The 19,096-nt window shown below is 72.9% G+C and carries 18 protein-coding genes; 11 read left to right on the forward strand and 7 right to left on the reverse strand.

The window, feature by feature from the left end; genetic code table 11:
• Nucleotides 1–52 precede the first annotated feature (52 nt).
• The 4 genes from CK505_RS02150 (at nt 53) to CK505_RS02165 (ending at nt 4,644) form a co-directional block, all read left to right on the forward strand.
• Nucleotides 53–1,288: a glycosyltransferase 87 family protein gene (locus CK505_RS02150; protein ID WP_017835058.1), complete on the forward strand. Its 1,236-nt coding sequence runs from the start codon at nt 53–55 to the stop codon at nt 1,286–1,288.
• Between the two features lie 140 nt (nt 1,289–1,428).
• Nucleotides 1,429–2,394, forward strand: coding sequence for an ABC transporter ATP-binding protein (locus tag CK505_RS02155; RefSeq protein ID WP_095650050.1), 966 nt, complete (start codon nt 1,429–1,431; stop codon nt 2,392–2,394).
• Nucleotides 2,391–3,407 (forward strand): ABC transporter permease subunit, encoded by a 1,017-nt coding sequence (locus CK505_RS02160; RefSeq protein ID WP_095650051.1) that lies wholly within the window; start codon nt 2,391–2,393, stop codon nt 3,405–3,407. Before CK505_RS02155 ends, CK505_RS02160 begins: the two co-directional genes overlap by 4 nt.
• 115 nt (nt 3,408–3,522) lie before the next feature.
• A complete protein-coding gene (locus CK505_RS02165) occupies nt 3,523–4,644 on the forward strand; it encodes a hypothetical protein (protein ID WP_035924381.1) in 1,122 nt (373 codons plus the stop codon).
• Here CK505_RS02165 and CK505_RS02170 read toward each other — a convergent pair.
• From CK505_RS02170 to CK505_RS02185, 4 genes are all read right to left on the reverse strand, one after another.
• Entirely contained in the window at nt 4,625–7,183 is a 2,559-nt protein-coding gene (locus CK505_RS02170; protein WP_095650150.1) for an AMP-binding protein, read from the reverse strand. The two genes, CK505_RS02165 and CK505_RS02170, sit on opposite strands and share 20 nt — an antisense overlap.
• A 23-nt stretch (nt 7,184–7,206) precedes the next feature.
• Nucleotides 7,207–8,391 carry an ABC transporter ATP-binding protein gene (locus tag CK505_RS02175; protein WP_095650052.1) on the reverse strand — a complete coding sequence of 395 codons (1,185 nt, stop codon included), beginning with the start codon at nt 8,389–8,391 and terminating at the stop codon, nt 7,207–7,209.
• Nucleotides 8,388–9,986 (reverse strand): iron ABC transporter permease, encoded by a 1,599-nt coding sequence (locus CK505_RS02180; RefSeq protein WP_095650053.1) that lies wholly within the window; start codon nt 9,984–9,986, stop codon nt 8,388–8,390. The genes CK505_RS02175 and CK505_RS02180 overlap by 4 nt, the downstream gene beginning before the upstream one ends.
• Before the next feature lie 89 nt (nt 9,987–10,075).
• Nucleotides 10,076–11,104, reverse strand: coding sequence for an extracellular solute-binding protein (locus tag CK505_RS02185; protein ID WP_095650054.1), 1,029 nt, complete (start codon nt 11,102–11,104; stop codon nt 10,076–10,078).
• A 247-nt stretch (nt 11,105–11,351) separates the two neighbouring features.
• Here CK505_RS02185 and CK505_RS02190 point away from each other — a divergent pair, with 247 nt between their 5' ends.
• The 5 genes from CK505_RS02190 (at nt 11,352) to rplI (ending at nt 13,812) form a co-directional block, all read left to right on the forward strand.
• Nucleotides 11,352–11,774, forward strand: a complete 423-nt coding sequence (locus CK505_RS02190; RefSeq protein WP_035924387.1) for a TM2 domain-containing protein — start codon at nt 11,352–11,354, stop codon at nt 11,772–11,774.
• Between the two features lie 186 nt (nt 11,775–11,960).
• A complete protein-coding gene (gene rpsF, locus CK505_RS02195) occupies nt 11,961–12,266 on the forward strand; it encodes a 30S ribosomal protein S6 (RefSeq protein WP_035924389.1) in 306 nt (101 codons plus the stop codon).
• 111 nt (nt 12,267–12,377) lie between these two features.
• Nucleotides 12,378–13,028, forward strand: coding sequence for a single-stranded DNA-binding protein (locus CK505_RS02200; RefSeq protein WP_017835049.1), 651 nt, complete (start codon nt 12,378–12,380; stop codon nt 13,026–13,028).
• A gap of 78 nt (nt 13,029–13,106) precedes the next feature.
• Entirely contained in the window at nt 13,107–13,343 is a 237-nt protein-coding gene (gene rpsR, locus CK505_RS02205; RefSeq protein ID WP_017835048.1) for a 30S ribosomal protein S18, read from the forward strand.
• 19 nt (nt 13,344–13,362) lie between these two features.
• Nucleotides 13,363–13,812, forward strand: coding sequence for a 50S ribosomal protein L9 (rplI, locus tag CK505_RS02210; protein WP_095650056.1), 450 nt, complete (start codon nt 13,363–13,365; stop codon nt 13,810–13,812).
• Between the two features lie 105 nt (nt 13,813–13,917).
• Here the strand turns inward: rplI and CK505_RS02215 are convergent, their stop codons facing one another.
• Nucleotides 13,918–14,535 carry a bifunctional 2-polyprenyl-6-hydroxyphenol methylase/3-demethylubiquinol 3-O-methyltransferase UbiG gene (locus tag CK505_RS02215; RefSeq protein WP_095650057.1) on the reverse strand — a complete coding sequence of 206 codons (618 nt, stop codon included), beginning with the start codon at nt 14,533–14,535 and terminating at the stop codon, nt 13,918–13,920.
• Nucleotides 14,536–14,633: 98 nt separating this feature from the next.
• Here CK505_RS02215 and CK505_RS02220 point away from each other — a divergent pair, with 98 nt between their 5' ends.
• Nucleotides 14,634–14,942 (forward strand): hypothetical protein, encoded by a 309-nt coding sequence (locus tag CK505_RS02220; protein ID WP_017835045.1) that lies wholly within the window; start codon nt 14,634–14,636, stop codon nt 14,940–14,942.
• Between the two features lie 458 nt (nt 14,943–15,400).
• On the forward strand, nt 15,401–16,492 hold the full coding sequence (locus tag CK505_RS19000) for a patatin-like phospholipase family protein (protein WP_095650058.1): 1,092 nt from the start codon (nt 15,401–15,403) through the stop codon (nt 16,490–16,492).
• Here CK505_RS19000 and CK505_RS02230 read toward each other — a convergent pair.
• Nucleotides 16,489–17,463: an ABC transporter substrate-binding protein gene (locus CK505_RS02230; RefSeq protein ID WP_095650059.1), complete on the reverse strand. Its 975-nt coding sequence runs from the start codon at nt 17,461–17,463 to the stop codon at nt 16,489–16,491. The two genes, CK505_RS19000 and CK505_RS02230, sit on opposite strands and share 4 nt — an antisense overlap.
• A gap of 165 nt (nt 17,464–17,628) precedes the next feature.
• A complete protein-coding gene (locus tag CK505_RS02235; protein WP_095650060.1) occupies nt 17,629–19,059 on the reverse strand; it encodes an amidase family protein in 1,431 nt (476 codons plus the stop codon).
• Nucleotides 19,060–19,096 lie beyond the last annotated feature (37 nt).

Here is a 19,096-nt window from a genome sequence, read left to right on the forward strand (position 1 = left end):
TCCTTCGGGCCGGGATCGGGGCGGGCGTGCTGCGCGGACGGCGGGAGGGGCCGTGAGCCCCCTGGGCGGGTCCCGGGGCGGCCACCGGGCGCTGCTCGTCGGCCTGAGCCTCTACGCGGTCATGACGGCCTGGCTGCTGCGGCTGCCCTGCCGGGTGCCCGGCTGGGGCGCCGCGGAGAGCCTGCCCGCGCTGTGCGCCACCGAGATCGCGCCCGGCGAGGCGTCCGGGGCGGGCGGGTTCTTCACGGGCGGGCCCGCGGGGGACCAGCCCGCCCTGGTCGGGATGATCACCACGGTGGTCGGCTGGTTCGCGGCCCGCCTCTCCGCGCTGTTCGGGACGGACGTGGACCGGGGCGTGTTCGCCGACCTCTCCGTGCTGCTGCTGGCCCTGGTGTGGATCGGCACGGTGGCCGCGGTCTCCGCGCTCTCCGGCAGGCGCGGCGCGGACGCGTTCGTGCTGGCGCTCGCACCGGTGGCGGTCCTGGTGGGCTTCGGCACGTGGGACCTGTGGGCCGTGCTGCTGATGATGCTGGCGCTGCTCTTCCACGTCCGGGGAAGCCCCGTGCCGGCGGGGATCCTGCTGGGTCTCGCGGCGTCCGTGGCGCTGTTCCCCCTGGTGGTCCTCCTGGCCGTGCTGCTCCTGGCCGTGCGGTACCGGCAGTTCCGGGACTTCGCGGTGGTCCTGGCCGGGACGCTGCTCACCTGGGCGCTGGTCAACGGGCCGTTCCTGCTCTCCGCCCCGGACCGGTGGCTCCGGCAGCTCCGCCTGCCCTGGGACGGGCCCGTGGAGGGCTCCTCCTCCTGGGGCGTCTGGGCCCGGGTGGAGCAGGCGCGCACGGGTGCGGCCCCGGACCCGGCGGGGGCGGGGCAGTGGGTGCTCCTGGCCCTCGTGCTGGGTCTCGTGGCGGTGCTCGTGCTGACCCTGCTCACCCGGCAGGAGCCCAGCGTTGTCCAGATCGCGTTCCTCCTGCTGGCCGTGCTCGTGCTCTCCGGCCCCGCCTATTCCCTCGTCCACGTGCTCTGGCTGGCGCCCCTCGTGGTGCTCAGCCGGCGCAACTGGCTCGAGTTCGCCGCCTGGCAGCTCGTCGAGGTCCTGTGGTGGACCACCCTGGTCCTGCCCGAGCCGACCTGGCCGGTGCTGCCCGGGCTCGGCCTGATCGGCTGGGACGCGCAGGACCTGCTCGCGGCGGTGCGCGTGCTGCTCCTCGTCCTCCTGGTGGTCGCGGTCGCGGTCGACGTCCTGCGGGGCGGTCAGGCGCGGCGGATCGGGCTCTCCGAGGCCGGTTGAGCGTCCCGGCTCCGCCGTGAGGGGGAGGCCGGCGGCCGCCACGCCCGCACGGGTTCATCCTGACGGCGGTGCCGTCCCGCGCCGGCTCTCCCGTAGGTTGGTGGCGGAGAAGAACAGACGAGTGCTCGGGAGGAGCGCCGGTGATCGAGATCGAGAACCTGACGAAGACCTACGGCGGCAAGACGGCGGTGGACGACGTCAGCTTCACCGTCCGCCCCGGCAAGGTGACCGGGTTCCTGGGGCCCAACGGGGCCGGCAAGTCGACCACGATGCGCCTCGTCGTCGGGCTGGAGTCCGCGACCCGGGGCCACACCCGCGTCAACGGCAGGCCGTACGCCCAGCACCGGGCGCCGCTCGCGGAGGTCGGGGTGCTGCTGGACGCGAAGGCGGTCCACCCCCGGCGCACCGCGCGCGCACACCTCTCGGCGCTCGCCGCGACCCACGGCATCGCGAAGTCCCGCGTCCAGGAGGTCGTGGACCTCACCGGGCTCGGGGCCGCGGCCGACAAGCGGGTGGGAGGCTTCTCCCTCGGCATGGGCCAGCGCCTCGGGATCGCCGCGGCGCTGATCGGCGACCCGCACACCGTGATCCTCGACGAGCCCGTCAACGGACTGGACCCCGAGGGCGTAGTGTGGGTGCGCCACCTCGCCAAGTTCCTCGCCTCGGAGGGCCGCACGGTCTTCCTGTCCTCCCACCTCATGTCCGAGATGGCGCAGACCGCCGACCACCTCGTGGTGATCGGCCGGGGCCGGATCCTCGCGGACGCGCCGATCCAGCAGATCCTCGCCGGGGGCCGCACGCGCACCCGGCTGCGCGCCACCGACCGGGAGGCGATGCGCCGCGCCCTGCAGGGCACGGACGCCGGCATCACGGAGTTCGACGACGACGGACTCCTGGTCACGGGGCAGGAGCCGCGGCGCATCGCCGAGGCCGCCCTCTCCCACGGGGTGCTGGTCCACGAGCTCACCCCCCTCACGGAAACCCTCGAGGACGTGTACATGGCCATGACCCAGAACGAGGTCGAGTACCGCTCCGGCGGCGCTCCCGCACCGACCGACCCGGCGCCCTGGGCGGGCGCCGACGCACGAACCGGAGACCGAGCATGAGCACCAGCACTTCGACCGCCCTCCACCCGCAGACCGGTACCCCGGAGCGCACCGGGCCGTCCGACCCCGCGTCCCGGGTGCGGCTGGGCTTCGGCCGGGTCCTGCACTCCGAGTGGATCAAGTTCCGCTCCCTGCGCTCGCACTGGATCCTGCTCGGCGTCGCCCTGCTCCTCTCCCTCGGCTTCGCAGCGCTGGGCGCCTGGAGCACCACGTCGCTGCAGAGCTTCAACGAGCAGGCCGCGCAGGAGCAGGTCGACGAGTCGCTGGACGGACGGTCCCCGGAGGAGCTCGGGCTCACCGAGGAGGAGGTCCAGCAGCAGCAGGACGCGTTCGCCGCCGAGTCGGACCAGCAGATCGCCGCGCAGTCCGACATTGCCCTGCCGGACGGGATGGGCTTCAGCGAGTACCTGGCCATGACCAGCGCCAACAGCGGCCTGCAGCTCGTCATGCTGCTCCTGGGAGCGCTGGCCGTGCTGTTCATCGGCTCCGAGTACGCCACCGGCGCCATCCGCACCACCATGACGGCGGTGCCGCGGCGCACCCCGGTGATGCTCGCCAAGACCGTGGTGCTCTCCGTGGTCGCGTTCCTCTTCGGGGTGCTCAGCGGGCTCCTGTGCCACCTCGTCGTCCAGCCGGTCCTGGCGGGCGGGGACCTCGGCTACGACGTGTGGCAGGAGCCCGTCCTGCTCAACGTCCTGGCGGTGGGCGTCTTCTACATGGTCACCGCGTGGCTGGGCTTCGGGCTCGGGGCCCTGCTGAAGTCCACGACGTGGGGGATCGTGGTGCTCGTGGTGCTGGTGATGGTCCTGGAGATCGTGCTGTTCGCGCTGTCCTTCGAGTGGCTCGAGGACGTCAAGCCGTACTCCCCGGGGGCGGCCGGCACCCAGCTGACCACGATGTACCAGTCCGCCGACCCGGTGCTCACCCACGTGGAGTCCGGCCTCGTCTACGGCGCCTGGGGCCTGGTGCTCGTCGCGGCCGGGATCCTGGCCACCCGGAGGCGCGCGCTCTAGCGGTTCTTCCGTCCCGGCGGCGACGCCGGCCCTACGATGTGAGCTGGTGGGCCGGGACGCGGCCCGCACCGTCCGGGCCGAGTGCCGGACGGACCCCTGGGGAACGGGAGCTGCGGTGTCGGTGTCACGGGAGCGGGAGGCCGGCGAGGCCCTCTCCGCGGTCGACGCCCGGGGCCTGCGGCGGACCCTGCTGCACTGGCTGACGGTCGTGGTAGTCCTCGTGACCGTGTTCAGCTCCGTGGTCAACTGGGTCTTCGTGGACCGGGAGCCGCAGGACCCGGTGGCCACGTGGCTCGGCGGGCTCGAGAACGGGCGCTCGCGGCAGCTGCTGTCCCGCACCGAGGCCGTCGTGGCGGACCCCACCCTGAACATCTTCTCGAACCGCGTGTACCGCAACGCCGCGGGGCGGATCGGCGGCTACGAGATCCTGGGCGTGGACCGCCGCGGGAGCCGCGCCGAGATCCGGGCGCGCGTGTGGTGGGACGGACCCGACGGCGCCCGGGACCGGGAGGAGGTCCACGTCTACGGGGTGCACCAGGTGCGGCGCAGCGGTCCCTTCAACGACCAGTGGCAACTCGACTCCCCGGACGCGGCCCCCTTCTCGATCCACCTGCCCGCCCCCCTCGACGAGCTCTCCGTCAACGGGGAGACCGTCCGCCCGGACCCGGACGACCGGGTGCCCGACCCCGAGGGCCCCGGCGGCACCTGGCGCTTCGAGGCCCTGCCCGGGAACTACGCGATCGGGCTGCCCGGGAACTCCTACTACACGGCGGACCCGCCCCTGGAGCCGCACACCGTGGCGTTCCGGGATCCGGCACCGGCCTCGGTGGCGCTGCGGATCGAGCCCTCCCCGAGGATGTGGCAGGAGGTCGACGACCGGATCGAGGAATGGCTGGAGAGCTGCACCGACTCCGACGAGCTGTCCCCCGAGGACTGCCCCTCGTCCCGGCGCTGGGCGGCCCCGCAGGAGCCGCTCGAGCCGTCCGCGGCGGCGACCGGGACGCCGGACCCGGAGATCACCGGCGTCCGGTGGCGGCTGGTCTCCCGGCCCGCCCTGGTCCTGGTCCCGGACCCGGCGGACCCGCTGCGCTGGACGGCGGACGCGCACCGGCCCGCGGAGGCGCGGCTGAGCTACGAGGAGGACGGGGAGACCGTCACGGAGCGGATCGAGTTCCCCGTCCGCGCCGCCGTGCGCTCCACGGGCCAGAGCGCCGAGATCAGCGTGGGCCTGGAGTAGTCGCGGGCGGCGCCGCCTCGGCGGGCGTCGCCTCGACGGGCGCCGCCGTGCGCGCGGGCGCGCGCCGGAGACCCCCCAGCACCCGGTCGGCCAGCACCCAGTAGGCCACCCCTGCCACGAGGGAGGCGACCACGGCCAGGACGGGCGAGACCGGCAGCAGGGCGGGATAGACCAGCCAGTGGGTGAGGTAGACGTACAGGGAGGCCGCGGCCAGCCATCCCGTGACGCGCCGCAGGCCGGCCGGAACGGGCAGCGCGGTCACCCACAGCAGCAGGAGGACACCGGTGATCACCGTGACCTCCCGCACGGTGCTGTCGAAGTACCCCGGCACCGTCAGGAGCGTGAGGAGAGTGACGAGGGACCGTTCCAGGACCGTCCGTGTCCGGGCGGCGGCCCAGCCGAGCGCGAAGAGCCAGAAGACCGGGGCGGGCTTCGGCAGTCCCGGGTCCACGATGTCGTACCGGCTGAGCAGCCCGATCGCGAGCAGTGCGAGCGGGAACGCCAGCGGGAAGCGCCGTTCGGCGCGGTCCGCCCACGGCAGCGCCATGAACGCCGTGACGGCCACGAGCACGTAGACGAGCATCTCCACGAACCAGAAGTGCCACTGCGTCGTCAGGTGCTGCGGCCCCACGATGCCGTTGAGCAGGAAGACGTTGGCCCAGGTGTAGTCGTCGGTGAGCAGGTGCGCCAGGGCGATGAACGCCGCGGAGGGCAGCACGATCCGTCCGAGGCTGCGCAGCTGGCGCCGCAGGCGCGGGAGCCGTTCGCCGTGGAGCTGGAACCGGGCGAAGTTGTAGCCGGCCACGGCGAAGAGCACATGGGCGGTCTGGAGCGTGAAGAGCTCCACATGCGTCATCACGATCAGCACGATGGCCACGGCCCGCAGCACGATGCCGGTCTCCAGGAACGACACGAGCCGTCGCCGCCGGGGGGCGGCCCGGGCCGCCAGGTCGCGGACGGAGGTGAGGTGCCAGTCCGTGGGGAGGTGCCCCAGGGCCTGCTCGAGACGGACGGAGGCCGCCACGTAGGACAGCGAGTCCCCGTCGAGGGAGACGAACGTGTCGTCGTCGCCGACGTCGGGGCGGTCGAGCACGTCGGCGAAGATCCGCCGGACGTCCTCGGGTCCCTCCGCCCGGCGCGGCACCGCCTCGGCGACGGGGGGCGGTGTGCCGAGCGCCAGGACCGCCGGGTAGTCCACCTTGCCCGTGCCCAGCCGGGGCAGCTCCTCCACGGGGTGCACCTCGACGGCAGGGCGGGGCAGACCGATGCTCCCGGCCACGACCTTGGCGAGCAGGGCCGTGTCCTGCTCGCCCTCGGCGGCCACGACCACACGCTCGTCGGAGCCCGCGGCGGCCGCGCTCACGCCGAGCTCGGCGAGGATCCGTTCGACCTGCCCGAGGTCCACGCGCAGGCCCACGATCTTGACGAACCGGCTGCGCCGCCCCACCACCTCGTAGAGCCCGTCGGGGTGGCGGCGGGCGAGGTCCCCGGTGCGCAGGTCCTCGACCGTGCGCCCGGCGGCGAGGTCCTCCGGGCGCTCCGCGTAGCCGAGCATGACGTTGGGCCCGCTGTACACGAGCTCGCCGTCCGGCAGCCCGTCCACGGGCTCGATGCGGAACTCCCCGCCCGGGATCGGCACCCCGATCGTCCCGGCCCGCTCGGCCGCCAGCCCGGGGGGCAGGTAGGCCATCCGGGCGGTGGCCTCCGTGGCCCCGTACATCACGACCAGGTCCCAGCCGGCCCGCTCGCCGGCTCCGGCCCAGTGACGGACCTTCTCCGGGGCGAGCCGTCCACCCGCCTGCGTGACGCAGCGCAGGTGCGGCAGGTCCATCTCCGCGAAGCCGACGCGCTCCAGCAGCTCGAAGGTGTAGGGCACGGCCGCGAAGGACGTGGCCCGGTGGGCGCGGACGAGGTCCCAGAAGCAGGGATCGACCACGGAGTGGTCCGTCAGCACCACCGCGGCGCCACGGCAGAGGTGGCTGTTGAGCACCGACAGCCCGTAGCAGTAGGACATCGGCAGCGTGGTCGCGGCGCGGTCGTCGGGGCCGATGCCGAGGTACTCGGCGATCGCCTCGGCGTTGGCCGCCAGGTTCTCGTGCGAGAGCCGCACGAGCTTCGGGGAGCCCGTCGAGCCGGAGGTGCTCAGCAGCAGGGCGAGGTCGGGGTGCAGCTCGTGCCGGGTGCCCGGGCGCCGTTCCTCGACGACCGGGGTCCCGTTCCCGGCGCTCCGCAGCAGGACGTCGGGGTCGTAGGCCGTCACCAGCGCCTCGACGGCTGCCGGCTTGTCCGCCGGGACCAGCAGGAGCGGGTGACCGGCCGTGAGGGCCGCGAGGTAGGCCACGAGGGAGTCGACGTCGTTGGACGCGGCGAGCACGGCCAGCCGGCGCTCCGTGCCGAGACGTGCGGCCAGGTCCTCGACCCGGGCCGCCAGTTCCCGGTAGCTCAGGACGTGCTCGCCCGTGAGGACGGCGGGGCGGTCCCCGTGGCGGGCGAGATCGGCGGCGAAGGCGACCCGGGCAAGGTCAGGTTGAAGGCTCACCCGCACTACGGTAGAGAAGATCTTTAGCGAAGGAAAGTATTGCCTAATTCGTCCGACATGCGGGATCGCCGGTTCGACGTCCCGTCGGCGGACCGCGGGGGCGGGGCGGTGACGGCCCGGTCGTCGACGAGCAGCGTGGGGGTGGTCCCGGGCGTGACCGTCACGGCGACGGGGGTCCCCACGGGGTGGCGCACGTTGTGGGGCTGCCAGGAGCGCAGCGTGCGGCCGGAGGCCAGCCGGACGTGGTGCAGCACGAACGCGCCGTGGTACTCGACCGCACTGACCCGCGCCGGGGACTCGGGGTCCGGCTCCAGCGCCACCTCGTGGGGGCGCAGCACGACGTCGACGTCGACGTCGCTGTTGGCCCATCCCGGCACGGTGGAGACGATGCCGATCTCGCACGTGAGCAGCGCACGGTGGACGCGGGCGGGCAGGAAGTCGGCGTCCCCCATGAAGGACGCCACGAACCGGGTGGCGGGCTGCTCGAAGACCTGCTCCGGGGTGTCGGACTGCTCGATCACCCCGTCGTGCATGACCACTACGCGGTGGCCGACCGAGAGGGCCTCCGTCTGGTCGTGGGTGACCAGCACGGCGGTGGTCCCGGTCTCGCGCAGCGTGGCCACGGTGTCCCGGCGCACCTGCGCACGCAGCGACTCGTCCAGGCTGGAGAACGGCTCGTCGAGGAGCACGACGGCGGGGCGGGGGGCCAGCGCCCGGGCCAGGGCCACGCGCTGCTGCTCGCCGCCTGAGAGCTCGTGGGGATAGCGGTGGGCGAGGTGTCCCAGCCGCACGAGCTCGAGGACCTCGCCCACACGGGCCTGCCGTCCGGCGCGCGGGAGCCGGTCCAGGCCGAAGGCCACGTTCTTCGCGACCGTCAGGTGCGGGAACAGGGCGTGGTCCTGGAAGACGAGACCCACCCTCCGCCGCTCGGGCTCCTGGAAGCGGTGCCGGCCCGCCACCACGTCCCCGGCGATCCGGATCGTGCCCTCGTCCGGCCGTTCCAGGCCCGCCACGAGGCGCAGCGTGGTGGACTTGCCGCAGCCGGAGGGGCCGATGAGCGTCACCAGCTCGCCGGGCGGGACCGTCAGCTCCAGTCCGCTGACGCCCACGGAGGACCCGTAGTGCTTGCTCAGCGCCTCCAGGACCAGGGCGGGCACGGCGCCGTCGCTGCCGGACGCGGTCCGAGGGCTCGTGGTCTGCACGGTCATGAGGACACCTTTCCGTGGCGGTCCGCCCGGTGGGCCTGCCGGACGAGGAAGAACACGGGCACCACCGCCGCCGCCACGATCACGAGCGCCGGCAGGGCGGCCTTCTCCCAGAAGTTCTCGCGCGCCAGCTCGTAGACCCACACGGAGGCCGTCGTGAAGCCGAACGGGCGCAGCAGCAGCACGATGGGCAGCTCCTTCACGGCGTCGATCATCACGAGGACGAGGGCCGTGGCGACCCCCGGGCGGGCGATGGGCAGGTGCACGCGGGTGAGGACGCGGAGCGGGGACGCGCCGAGGCTCTGCGCGGAGAAGGTGACGGTGGGGGAGATCTTGGCGAGACTCGCGTCCACGGCCTGGTAGGCCGGGGCGAGGAAGCGGATCACGTAGGCGTAGAGGATGCCGAGCACCGAACCCGTCACCAGCAGACCCGTGCCCCCGGGCACGCCCGCCCGTTCCAGCGCCGTGTCCAGCCCGGCGAAGGCGATGAGGACGCCGATGCCCACCACGGCCCCGGGAACGGCGTAGCCGAAGGTCGTGAGCTGCGCCGCGAAGGCCACCGCCCGGCCGCCGCCCATCCGCACCCCGTGGGCGACGGCGAGCGAGAGCGCCACGCAGGCCACGGCGGCGATCCCGGCGACCACGAGGCTGTTGCCGAGGTACTGCGCGAAGCGCGGGTCCGAGAGGGAGGCGGGGTTGCCGACGGCCTCCCCGACGGCCCACACCAGCAGCTGCAGCACGGGTACGAGGAATCCGGCGGAGAGCGCGGCGAGGGCGAGCAGGGTGGCGCCCCACGCGCGCCACCCGGTGAGCCGCTGCGGCTGCAGGCCCTGGCCGCGGCCGCCCCGCTGGTGGAACCGGGCCTTTCCCCGGAGCAGTCGCTCGCCGGTCAGCACGGCCACGGCGAACAGCAGCACGAGCACGGCGAGCTGGGTGGCGGAGTGGAAGTCGAAGGTGCCCTTCCAGACCAGGTAGACCCCCACGGAGACCGTCTGCACGTTGAAGTACTGCACCGTGGCGAAGTCGGTGAGCGTCTCCATCATCACGAGCGCCAGCCCGGCCGCGAGCGAGGGCCGTGCCAGGGGGACCAGGACCCGCCGGAGCGCGCGCCCCCGGCCCGCACCCAGGGTCCGTGCGGCGTCGTAGGTCCCGGTCGTCTGCTCGACCAGTGCGGAGCGCGCCAGGAGGTAGACGTACGGGTAGAGGGTCAGAGACATCACGAGCACGGCTGCGGGCAGCGAGCGGACCTCAGGCACCCACACGTCCGGCCCCAGGACGGAGCGCAGGGCCCCCTGCACCGGTCCGGCCACGTCGAAGACGGAGAGGAACACGAAGCCGAGGATGTAGGCCGGCATGGCCAGGGGCAGGACCAGCAGCCAGACCAGGACGTCCCGCAGGGGGAAGCGGAAGGCCGTCACGAGCCAGGCGAGCCCGCCGCCCACCACGAGGGTGCCCGCGCCCACGCCCAGCATCAGCAGGAGCGTGGTGAGCACCATCCGGCCCAGGTCGCGGGGCGGGGCGGCGGAGCCCAGGCTTCCCAGGCCGTCCACGACCAACGCCAGGACCGGGGTGGCCACCACCACGGCGACGAGGACCACGAGCGCCGACCACGCCGGGCGCCCTGAACCGGGCGCCCGGCGTGGTCGGCGGGCCGATGTCCTCGTCGGTGCGAGGACGGCGGGTTCGGTCACTGATACCCGGCTTCGGCCAGCAGGTCGACGGCCTCGGCGTTGAGGTCCCCGTAGGCCTCGGCGTTCAGGGGCATCCGCTCGAACTCGCCGAAGGCCGCGATGCTGGGCGCGGGCTCCACGGAGGGGTTGACCGGGAACTCGTGGTTCGCGTCCACGAACGCATTCTGGCCGTCGGTCGCGAGCCACTCGATCAGCCGCTGGGCGTCCTCGGCGTTGTCGGAGCCCTCGACCACGCCGGCCCCGGAGATGTTCACGTGCGTCCCGGCACCCTCCTGGCTGGCCCAGAAGAGGTCGACCTTCAGGTCCGGGTTCTCCTCGAGGGTGCGCGCCAGGTAGTAGTGGTTGTTGATGCCCACGTCGCAGGTCCCGGCGTCGATCGCCTCGAGCAGGAGGATGTCGTTGCTCATGATCTGCACGCCGTTGTCGACCCAGCCCTCGACGATCTCGAGCGCCCGCTCCCGGCCGTGCAGGTCGATCAGACTCGCCACGAGGGACTGGGTGTAGGCCGAGGTGGCGTCCCGCATGCACAGCCGGTCCTGCCACTTCGGGTCGGCCAGTCCCGCGTAGGTCTCCTCGGGGTCGAACTCCGCGGTGTCGACGTTGTCCGGGTTGTAGGTCACGGTGCGCGCGCGCATCGCCAGGCCGTACCACCTGCCCTGGGGATCGCGCAGGTCCTCCGGGACCGCCTCGTCGAGGGTCGCGGAGTCCAGTGCGGCCAGCTCGTCCTGCCGGGCGGCGTTCCAGAGATTGCCCGCGTCCACGGTCATGAACACGTCCGCGGGGCTGTCGTCCCCCTCGGCCTTGAGGCGTTCGAGGAGCTCGGCGTCGTCACCGGTGATGAACTCGACGCTGATGCCGGTCTCGTCGGTGAAATCGCCGAAGGCGCCCTCGAGGTCGTAGTGGCGTGCCGAGTAGATCTGCAGGTCGGCGGGCTGCTCACCCAGACCGAGCGTGCCGCACCCCGTGACCAGGGTCGTCAGCGTGGTCAGGATGCCGGTGGTGACGTACAGGGAACGACGACGCATCGGGGCCTCTTCCGGAGGGCGCGGCGCTCGGGGACCGCGCGACGATCATTTGGCAACGAAAGCGTATCCTAATCGGACCCCTCGGGTCGCTCCCGGTGGGCGGGGCACCGCCGCCGCGGCACCCTGTGCAGCTCGCCGCCCGTGGCGGCCCGCACCGGAATAGCCGTCCCGGACGGGCCGTTGCACTGGTCGGGCCGTTGACCGTGGACGGCACCCGTCGAGACCCCTCCGCCCCGAAAGGATCCGCGTGGCTCCCGAGCCCGAGTACTACCGCCCCGTCCCGCTGAACAACGACCCCGGCCGCGCCGGGTACTCCCGGGCGCCCCACGGGCAGCCGTTCGGCGGGCAGCCCTTCGGCGGGGGCGGGCGCGGCGCCCCGTACCCCGGGCCGCCCGTGGTCAACGTGGTGGGCGGGAAGTCCGTGGTCCTCGCCTACGTCCTGTGGCTCTTCCTGGGCTGGCTGGGCATCCACAAGTTCTATCTGCGCCAGCCGATCTGGGGCCTGATCTACCTGTTCCTCGGCGGCCTGGGCTGGACCCTCGCGGGGGTCGGCGTCGGGATCCTGTTCCTGATCCCGTGGATGCTGCTGATGTTCGTGGACGTCTTCACCATGCCGTTCCGCACGGCCCTCGTGAACGCCTCGATCGCCCGCAGCGCCTACCGGTACTGAGCCCCCGTTCCCTGACCACCGCGGTGACCGCGCCCGCCCCGTTGGGCGCGGAGCCGCGGGTGTAGTAGTGTTGTGAGGTCTGTGTGCCCGCCGCCCGACGTGCGGTGCCGGCGCGCGGACGACGCTACAGAACCTCCTGCTGCGGAAGGACCGCAGCCGCTCAGCCCGAAGGAGGTGGGTTCGAACATGCGTGAGTACGAACTGATGGTGATCATCAACCCCGAGGTCGAGGATCGTGCCGTGGAGCCGACTCTCAAGAAGTTCCTCGAGGTCGTCACCAAGGACAACGGGACCGTCGACAACGTCGACATCTGGGGCCGTCGTCGCCTCGCCTACGAGATCCAGAAGAAGACCGAGGGCATCTACGCGGTCGTCCGCTTCACCGCGACCCCGCAGACCACCCAGGAGCTCGACCGCGTCCTGAACCTCAACGAGGCCATCATGCGCACCAAGATCATCCGCCCGGAAGAGCAGAAGATCTCCGCCGAGTAAGGACTTCACAACTGATCACCGAGGGCGCCCCGACCGGGCCCCCGGTGAGATGCTTGAGAGATCCCAGCACGTCCCGCACGACCGCGAACATCCTCGACCCGGGAGGTCCACATGGCTGGTGACACCGTCATCACCGTAATCGGCAACCTGACCGCTGACCCCGAGCTGCGCTTCACCCCGTCGGGTGCGGCGGTGGCCAACTTCACCGTTGCGTCCACGCCCCGCACCTTCGACCGCCAGTCCAACGAGTGGAAGGACGGGGAGACCCTGTTCCTCCGCTGCTCCGTGTGGCGCGAGGCGGCCGAGAACGTGGCGGAGTCGCTGCAGAAGGGCATGCGCGTCATCGTCCAGGGTCGGCTCAAGTCGCGGTCCTACGACACCAAGGAAGGCGAGCGGCGCACCGTCACCGAGCTCGACGTCGACGAGGTCGGTCCTTCCCTGCGCTACGCCTCCGCGAAGGTCAACCGCAACGCCCGCTCCGGCGGGCAGGGCGGCGGCTTCGGCGGCCAGCAGGGCGGCGGTCAGCAGGGCGGCGGCTTCGGTGCCGGCGCCCCGGCCGGCGGCGGATTCGGGGGCGACTCCGGGTTCGGCGGCGGTGGCGGCGGCCAGCAGGGCGGCGGCTCCGGCTTCGGCCAGGGCGGCCGCTCCGGCGGCGGACGCCAGCCCGCTCCGCAGGCCGCACCCCAGAGCGACCCCTGGAGCCAGTCCTCCGGCGGGAACTACGACTGGGGCAGCGGCCAGGACGACGAACCGCCGTTCTAGACCTTCCGCACTTTTCCCATCCACCCCATCCCGCGGTGACAAGCCGCGGGCTCCACTCGAAGAACAAGGAGCACCACGATGGCCAAGGCTGAACTCCGTAAGCCCAAACCAAAGCAGAACCCGCTCAAGGCTGCCAAAGTCACTGAGATCGACTACAAGGACGTTGCGCTGCTGCGCAAGTTCATCTCCGATCGCGGCAAGATCCGCGCCCGCCGCGTCACCGGTGTGACCGTGCAGGAGCAGCGCAAGATCGCCCTGGCGATCAAGAACGCCCGCGAGGTCGCGCTGCTGCCCTACTCCGGCGCCGGCCGCTGATCAGAGAGGACAGACACTCATGGCAAAGATCATCCTGACGACCGAGGTCACGGGTCTCGGCGCTGCCGGTGACGTGGTCGAGGTCAAGAACGGGTACGCCCGCAACTACCTCTTCCCGCGCGGCTTCGCGACCCCGTGGTCGCGCGGCGGACAGAAGCAGATCGAGAGCATCAAGGCCGCCCGCGCCGCGCGCGAGGTCGCCTCGCTCGAGGACGCCCAGGTCCTGGCGCAGAAGCTGACCTCGGCCACCGTGACCATCCCGGTCAAGGCCGGCTCCGAGGGTCGCCTCTTCGGCACCGTCAAGGCCGAGGACGTGGCCAAGGCCGTCGAGGCCGCCGGCCTCGGCTCCGTGGACAAGCGCAAGGTCGAGCTCAACCAGCACATCAAGACCACCGGTGTGTACCAGGCCTCCGTGCGTCTGCACGAGGACGTCAACGCGAACGTCGAGTTCGAGGTCGTCCCCGCCTGACCGGTTCCTCCGGTCCGTGCAAGCACGGAAAGGGCCCCCGCGGTGCGCCGCGGGGGCCCTTTCCGCATGTCCGGCGTCTTCAGCGGGATCGGCCGGCCGGATCGTTCAGCGGGGCCGGAGGGCCTCGACGACGACGTCGAGCGCGGTGTCGGTGGTGCGCACCTGCTCGGCGCGCAGCAGGTCCAGTCCCTTGCCCTCGAGCACGGCGACGGTCTCCTGGAGGGTCGGCCGGGGCACGGTCGGGGGCGGGCCCTCGACGCTGCCGGGGGCGTGGGTGATCCACAGCAGCCGGCCGCCGGGGACGAGCCACTCGGCGGCGCGGCGCAGCAGTGCCAGGTCGTGCTGGAAGTACGCGGCGACGATCAGGTCGAACTGCGGGGGCACGGCATCGGGCCCGGAGCGCTGCTCCTGCTCGGGCGTCCAGGTCCGCAGGTCGGCGACCAGGGCGCGGCCCGGCAGGCCGCGCTCCGCCAGCGCCCCGGTGATCGTCCGCACGGCACTGGGGGAGAAGTCCACGGCGGTGGGGTCGTAGCCGGCCGCCGCCAGGGCCAGGGTGTGGCGGCCGGTGCCCGCGCCGAGGTCGAGGGCGGTCGGCGGGCCGCCCGCGCGCTCCCGGGCCGGCCGGTCCAGGAGGGCGGCCACCTCGGGGTGCGGCTGGGCGCCGTCGGGGGAGGACCCCCCGGAGGCGTACCGGTCCTCCCACATGCGCTGGTTGTCGTCCACGGGGATCTCCTGGAGGGGTCGGGTGCGTCGGCCGGGCGTTCGGGCACCCGCGGGCCGGTGCGGCGGTGCTGTCGGGTTCCCCGGGGGACAATGGGTGCATGCCGTCCCTGATCTCCCGTGTCTCGCCGTCCGCCCTGTACTGGTTCGGCGTGGGGTGCCTGCTCTTCACCGTACTGGCTTTTGTCGTGGCGTTCCTGGGCGGGAACTCCGCAGGGCCCGAGACCTCCATGGCGTTCTTCGTGATCGGCTTCGTCGCGGCGGCGGTGGGGGCCACCGTGACGGCGGTGGTGGCCCTCGCGGGGGCCATCGGGTTCGCGTCCGACCGGGTCCGGTTCCTGGTGCTGCTGGGGCTGTCGGTGCTCTGCCACCCGCTGCTGTGGCTGGCGCTGCTCGCCTCGGTGTCCTGAGGGCGGGCGGAGGCCTCCTCCGGCTCCAGGAACAGGGCGTGCCGGTCCGCCGCGCCCACGTGGTGCTCGGGGCGGTCCGGGGTGTGCGGTGCTCCTGACGGACCGGCCTCCGACGTGGGCCGGAACACGAGTCGGAGAACATGGTGCTGTGGACGGCACCGGTGCTGTCCGGGTCCGCCCTGCACAGGGTGTGCATCACCATCACTCCTGGTCGGACCGGGATTTGTGGAACCCTGTGCATAACTTTCCACAGGGTTCTCCCCAACCTGTGCACAGCCGTCCACGGCGTTTTCCACCGGTTGTCCACAGGGTGGAAAACCCCGTCGGCTGATAGGGTCTTCCGTCCTTCCCGAGCTGGTCCGGCACCCGGTCGGGGAGTCGCCCTCCGTGGCCGGCGGGCTAGGCTCGGGGCACCCGGCCGGTCCAGTGGCCGGTCCCCGGCGGGAGAGGAGCGGCGGATGTCCCCACGCACGCGCGTGGCCCTGGCGCTGGGCAGCGGCGGTGCCCGCGGCTACGCCCACATCGGCGTGATCGAGGTGCTCGAGGAGCGCGGCTACGACATCGTGACCGTGGCAGGGAGCTCGATGGGGGCGCTCGTGGGCGGCCTCCACGCCGCCGGGCAGCTGGAGGCGTACGCGCAGTGGGTGCTGGGTCTGAGCCAGCGGGACGTGCTGCGGCTGCTGGACCCGTCCCCCTCGGCGCCCGGGGTGATCCGCGCGGAGAAGATCATGGCGAAGGTGCGCGAGCTGCTCGCCGGCCGGCTCATCGAGGACCTGCCCATCCCCTTCACGGCGGTGGCCACGGACCTGCTCGCCCGCAAGGAGGTCTGGTTCCAGGAGGGCCCGGTGGACGTGGCCGTCCGCGCGTCGATCGCCCTGCCGAGCATCATCACCCCCGTCATGCTCAACGGCCGGCTGCTCGCCGACGGGGGGATCATGAACCCCGTGCCCATCGCCGCGACCGTCGCCACCCGCGCGGACGTGACAGTGGCGGTCTCCCTGTCCGGGGGGCAGCAGTCCGGGGAGGGCAGAGTCCCGGCCCACGAGACGTCCGCTGTGCGGCCGTCCGAGGAGTGGGCGGAGCGGTTCCGGCGCAGCGCCTCCCACGTCCTGGACCGCGAGCTGACGCGCAGCGTCCTGGAGCGCTTCGCGGAGACGCGCGGCCGCAGCACCCCGTCCCGGTTCCTGCGTCCCGCCGGGTCGGCCCCGGTGGACGCCGCCGAGGCCCTCGTCCAGGACGCCGTCCGGGACGCGCTCGTGGACGCCGCCGAGGAGACCGCGGAGGAGCTCGCCCAGGACGGCTTCGGCGCCCTGCCGGCGGGGCTGCGCACGCTCGACGTCATGCAGCTCTCCCTCGAGGTGCTGCAGTCCATGGTGCTGCGCTACCGGCTGGCCGGCTACCCGCCCGACCTGCTCATCACCGTGCCGAAGAGCGCCGGGCGGCTGCTGGACTTCCACCGCGCCGGGGAGCTCATCGAGCTCGGCCGGCGGATGACCGAGGAGGCCATCGACCGTGCCGACGAGTTCCCGCCGGCGCGGCCGCGGTCCTAGTCGGCCTGGACGATCTCGTCCAGGTTCGCCTCGGTCTCGATCACGTCGTACTTGAGCATCAGCTCGGCGAGCGTCTCGAGCTCGTCGCGGTCCACCTCCGCGTCGAACTCCTCCAGCCGCAGGTCGGTGGCGACCTCCTCCGGCATGTTGAGGAAGCTCACGATGGTCTCGCGCACCCGGTCGGGGTTCTCCTGGGCGAACTGGAGCGCCTCGTCGATCGCGGCGTTGTAGTCCTCGAGGACCTCCGGGTTCTCCTCGGTGAACGCCGTGCTGCTGAAGGTGACCATGGTGTCCAGGCCCGGGACGGTGTCCTGGTAGTTGTAGCCGACCAGGGCGGTCTGCTCGCCGTTGATCAGCTGGGTCAGGAAGGGCTCCGGGACCCAGGCGGCGTCGATCTCCCCGCGCTCCAGCTGGGCCGGCATGTCCTGGAAGGGCATCTCCACGAAGTTCACGGCGTCGGGATCGCCGCCGGCCTTGCTCACGGCCTCCTTGATGGTGAGGTCGCCCTGGCCGTTGATCGTGTTCACCGCGACCCGCTTGCCGGCCAGGTCGGACCAGGACGCGATGCCGGCGTCCTGGTTGGCGGCCACGCCGGTGATGTCCTCGCCCTCGGCCATGGAGCTGCTGTAGCCGCTGAGGATCTTCATGTCGAGGCCCTGGTCCTTGGCGAGGATGACCGAGAGCGGGTTGCCCACGCCGATGTCCATGGAGCCGCCTGAGACTGCCGGGAGCATGGCGGCGCCGCCCTGGGCGGTCTCGATCGTGACGTCCAGGCCGTGCTTCTCGAAGATGCCCTCGTCGAGGGCGAGCTGCACGGGCGCGGAGGGTGCGATGGGGATGACGCCGATGGTGAGCGGCTGCAGCTCCTCGCCGCCCCCTCCGCCGCCGGTGGTCCCCCCGCCGCCGCAGGCGGTCAGGGCGAACGTCAGGACGGTTCCGACGGCGGCTGCTCTGGCGAACGGGTGCTTCATGGGGGTCCTCTTCCTCGGGTCGGTCCTGCCGGCGCCCGGCACCGGCGAAGCCACTGTGAGATGCATCACGCACATCGGTGACCTCACGGTAGAGGGCGACCGTTGGATTCGTCAACGGTTGTCGCTCTGAATCGTTGCGTTGTCCCCGAAAAGCACCACGGCGGCTCACTGGTCGCGCAGCAGCGCCTCCACGGTGCGGGCGAGGTCCAGCAGCACGGCGTCCGCCCCCGGTCCCGCCGCGAGCTCCAGGCCCACCGGCAGGCCCTCCGCGGTGCGCCCGGCGGGGAGGCTGATCCCCGGGGTGCCGATGATGCCGGCGAGGTCGGAGTGGCGGGTGAAGGTGTCGAAGGTGGGCACGCGCCGGCCGTTGAGCTCGACGGTCTCGTCGTCGCCGATCGGCCGGGCCGTCAGCGGGCACGTCGGCTGCACCAGGGCCGTCACCCCCTGGGCCTGCATCGCCCCCGTGTACAGCCGCAGGGCGAGCCGGCGGTCCTCCTGGGCCGCGCGGTAGTCGTCGTCGGCGGCGCGGAACACCTGCGCCAGCTCCCAGATCCGCCGCACGTCCGGGCTGCCGATCCCGTCCCGCACCTCGTCGAGGGAGCGCCCCGTGCCGCGCGCCTCCAGATAGGCCTGGAGGTCGGGCAGGAACTCGTGGAGGGCGATCGTCATGCCGGCCGTGGCGGCCAGCTCCCGGGCGGGGCGGACGTCGACCGGCACGAGCTCCGCGCCGGCCGCCTCCAGCGCTCGCAGGCCCGCGCCGAAGACCGTGTCCACGCCCGGCTCCAGGTCCTCGAGGAACAGCTCGGGCACGCCGAGCCGGACGCCGTGGAGCGGGCCGGGGCCCTCGTCGTCGAACTCCAGGTGCCGCGCGCCGGGTGCGCCCAGCGGGTGCTCGCCTGCGAGCAGGGCGTCCAGCAGCACGATGTCGTCCACGGTCCGGGCCATGGGGCCGATCGTGTCCCGCGAGTGGGCGATCGGGAGGACGCCCGACGACGGGTAGCGGCCCAGTGTGGGCCGGAAGCCCACGATCCCGCACAGGGCGGCGGGGATGCGGGCCGAGCCCCCGGTGTCCGCGGCGACCGCGGCCGGGACCAGGCCCACCGCCACGGCCACCGCCGAGCCCCCGCTGCTGCCGCCGGGGCTGAGCGCCGGGTCGGCGGGGTGGCGCACCGGCCCGTACGCGCCGTTGTTGGAGGTGATGCCGAAGGACAGCTCGTGCAGGTTGGTCTTCAGGGCGAAAAGGGCCCCGGCCTCGCGCAGGCGGGCCACCGCGGGGGCGTCCCGCGCCACCACGTCGTGCTCGAGCGACCGGGTCCCGCCGGTGGTGGGGAACCCCGCGACGTCCACGATGTCCTTGACCGCCAGCGGGATCCCCGTCAGCGGGCCCCGCGTCTCCCGGCGGTCCAGCGCGTGGGCGAAGGCCCGGGCCAGCTCCGGGTCCGCGCTGATCACCGCGCCCAGCCGCTGCGCCGTGGGCAGGCGCTCCAGCAGGGCGTCGAGGTGCTCCACGTGGCTGATCCGGCCCGCGGCCAGCTCCGCCCGGGTCGTTCTGATGTCCCACGAACAGGGGCCGCTGAGGTCTGTGGTGAGCGTCATGATCCATGGTGTCCACGGACGGGCCCGGGCGGCAAGC

It is taken from the genome of Kocuria sp. WN036, assembly GCF_002287015.1.
GTDB classification, from domain to species: Bacteria; Actinomycetota; Actinomycetes; order Actinomycetales; family Micrococcaceae; genus Kocuria; species Kocuria rosea.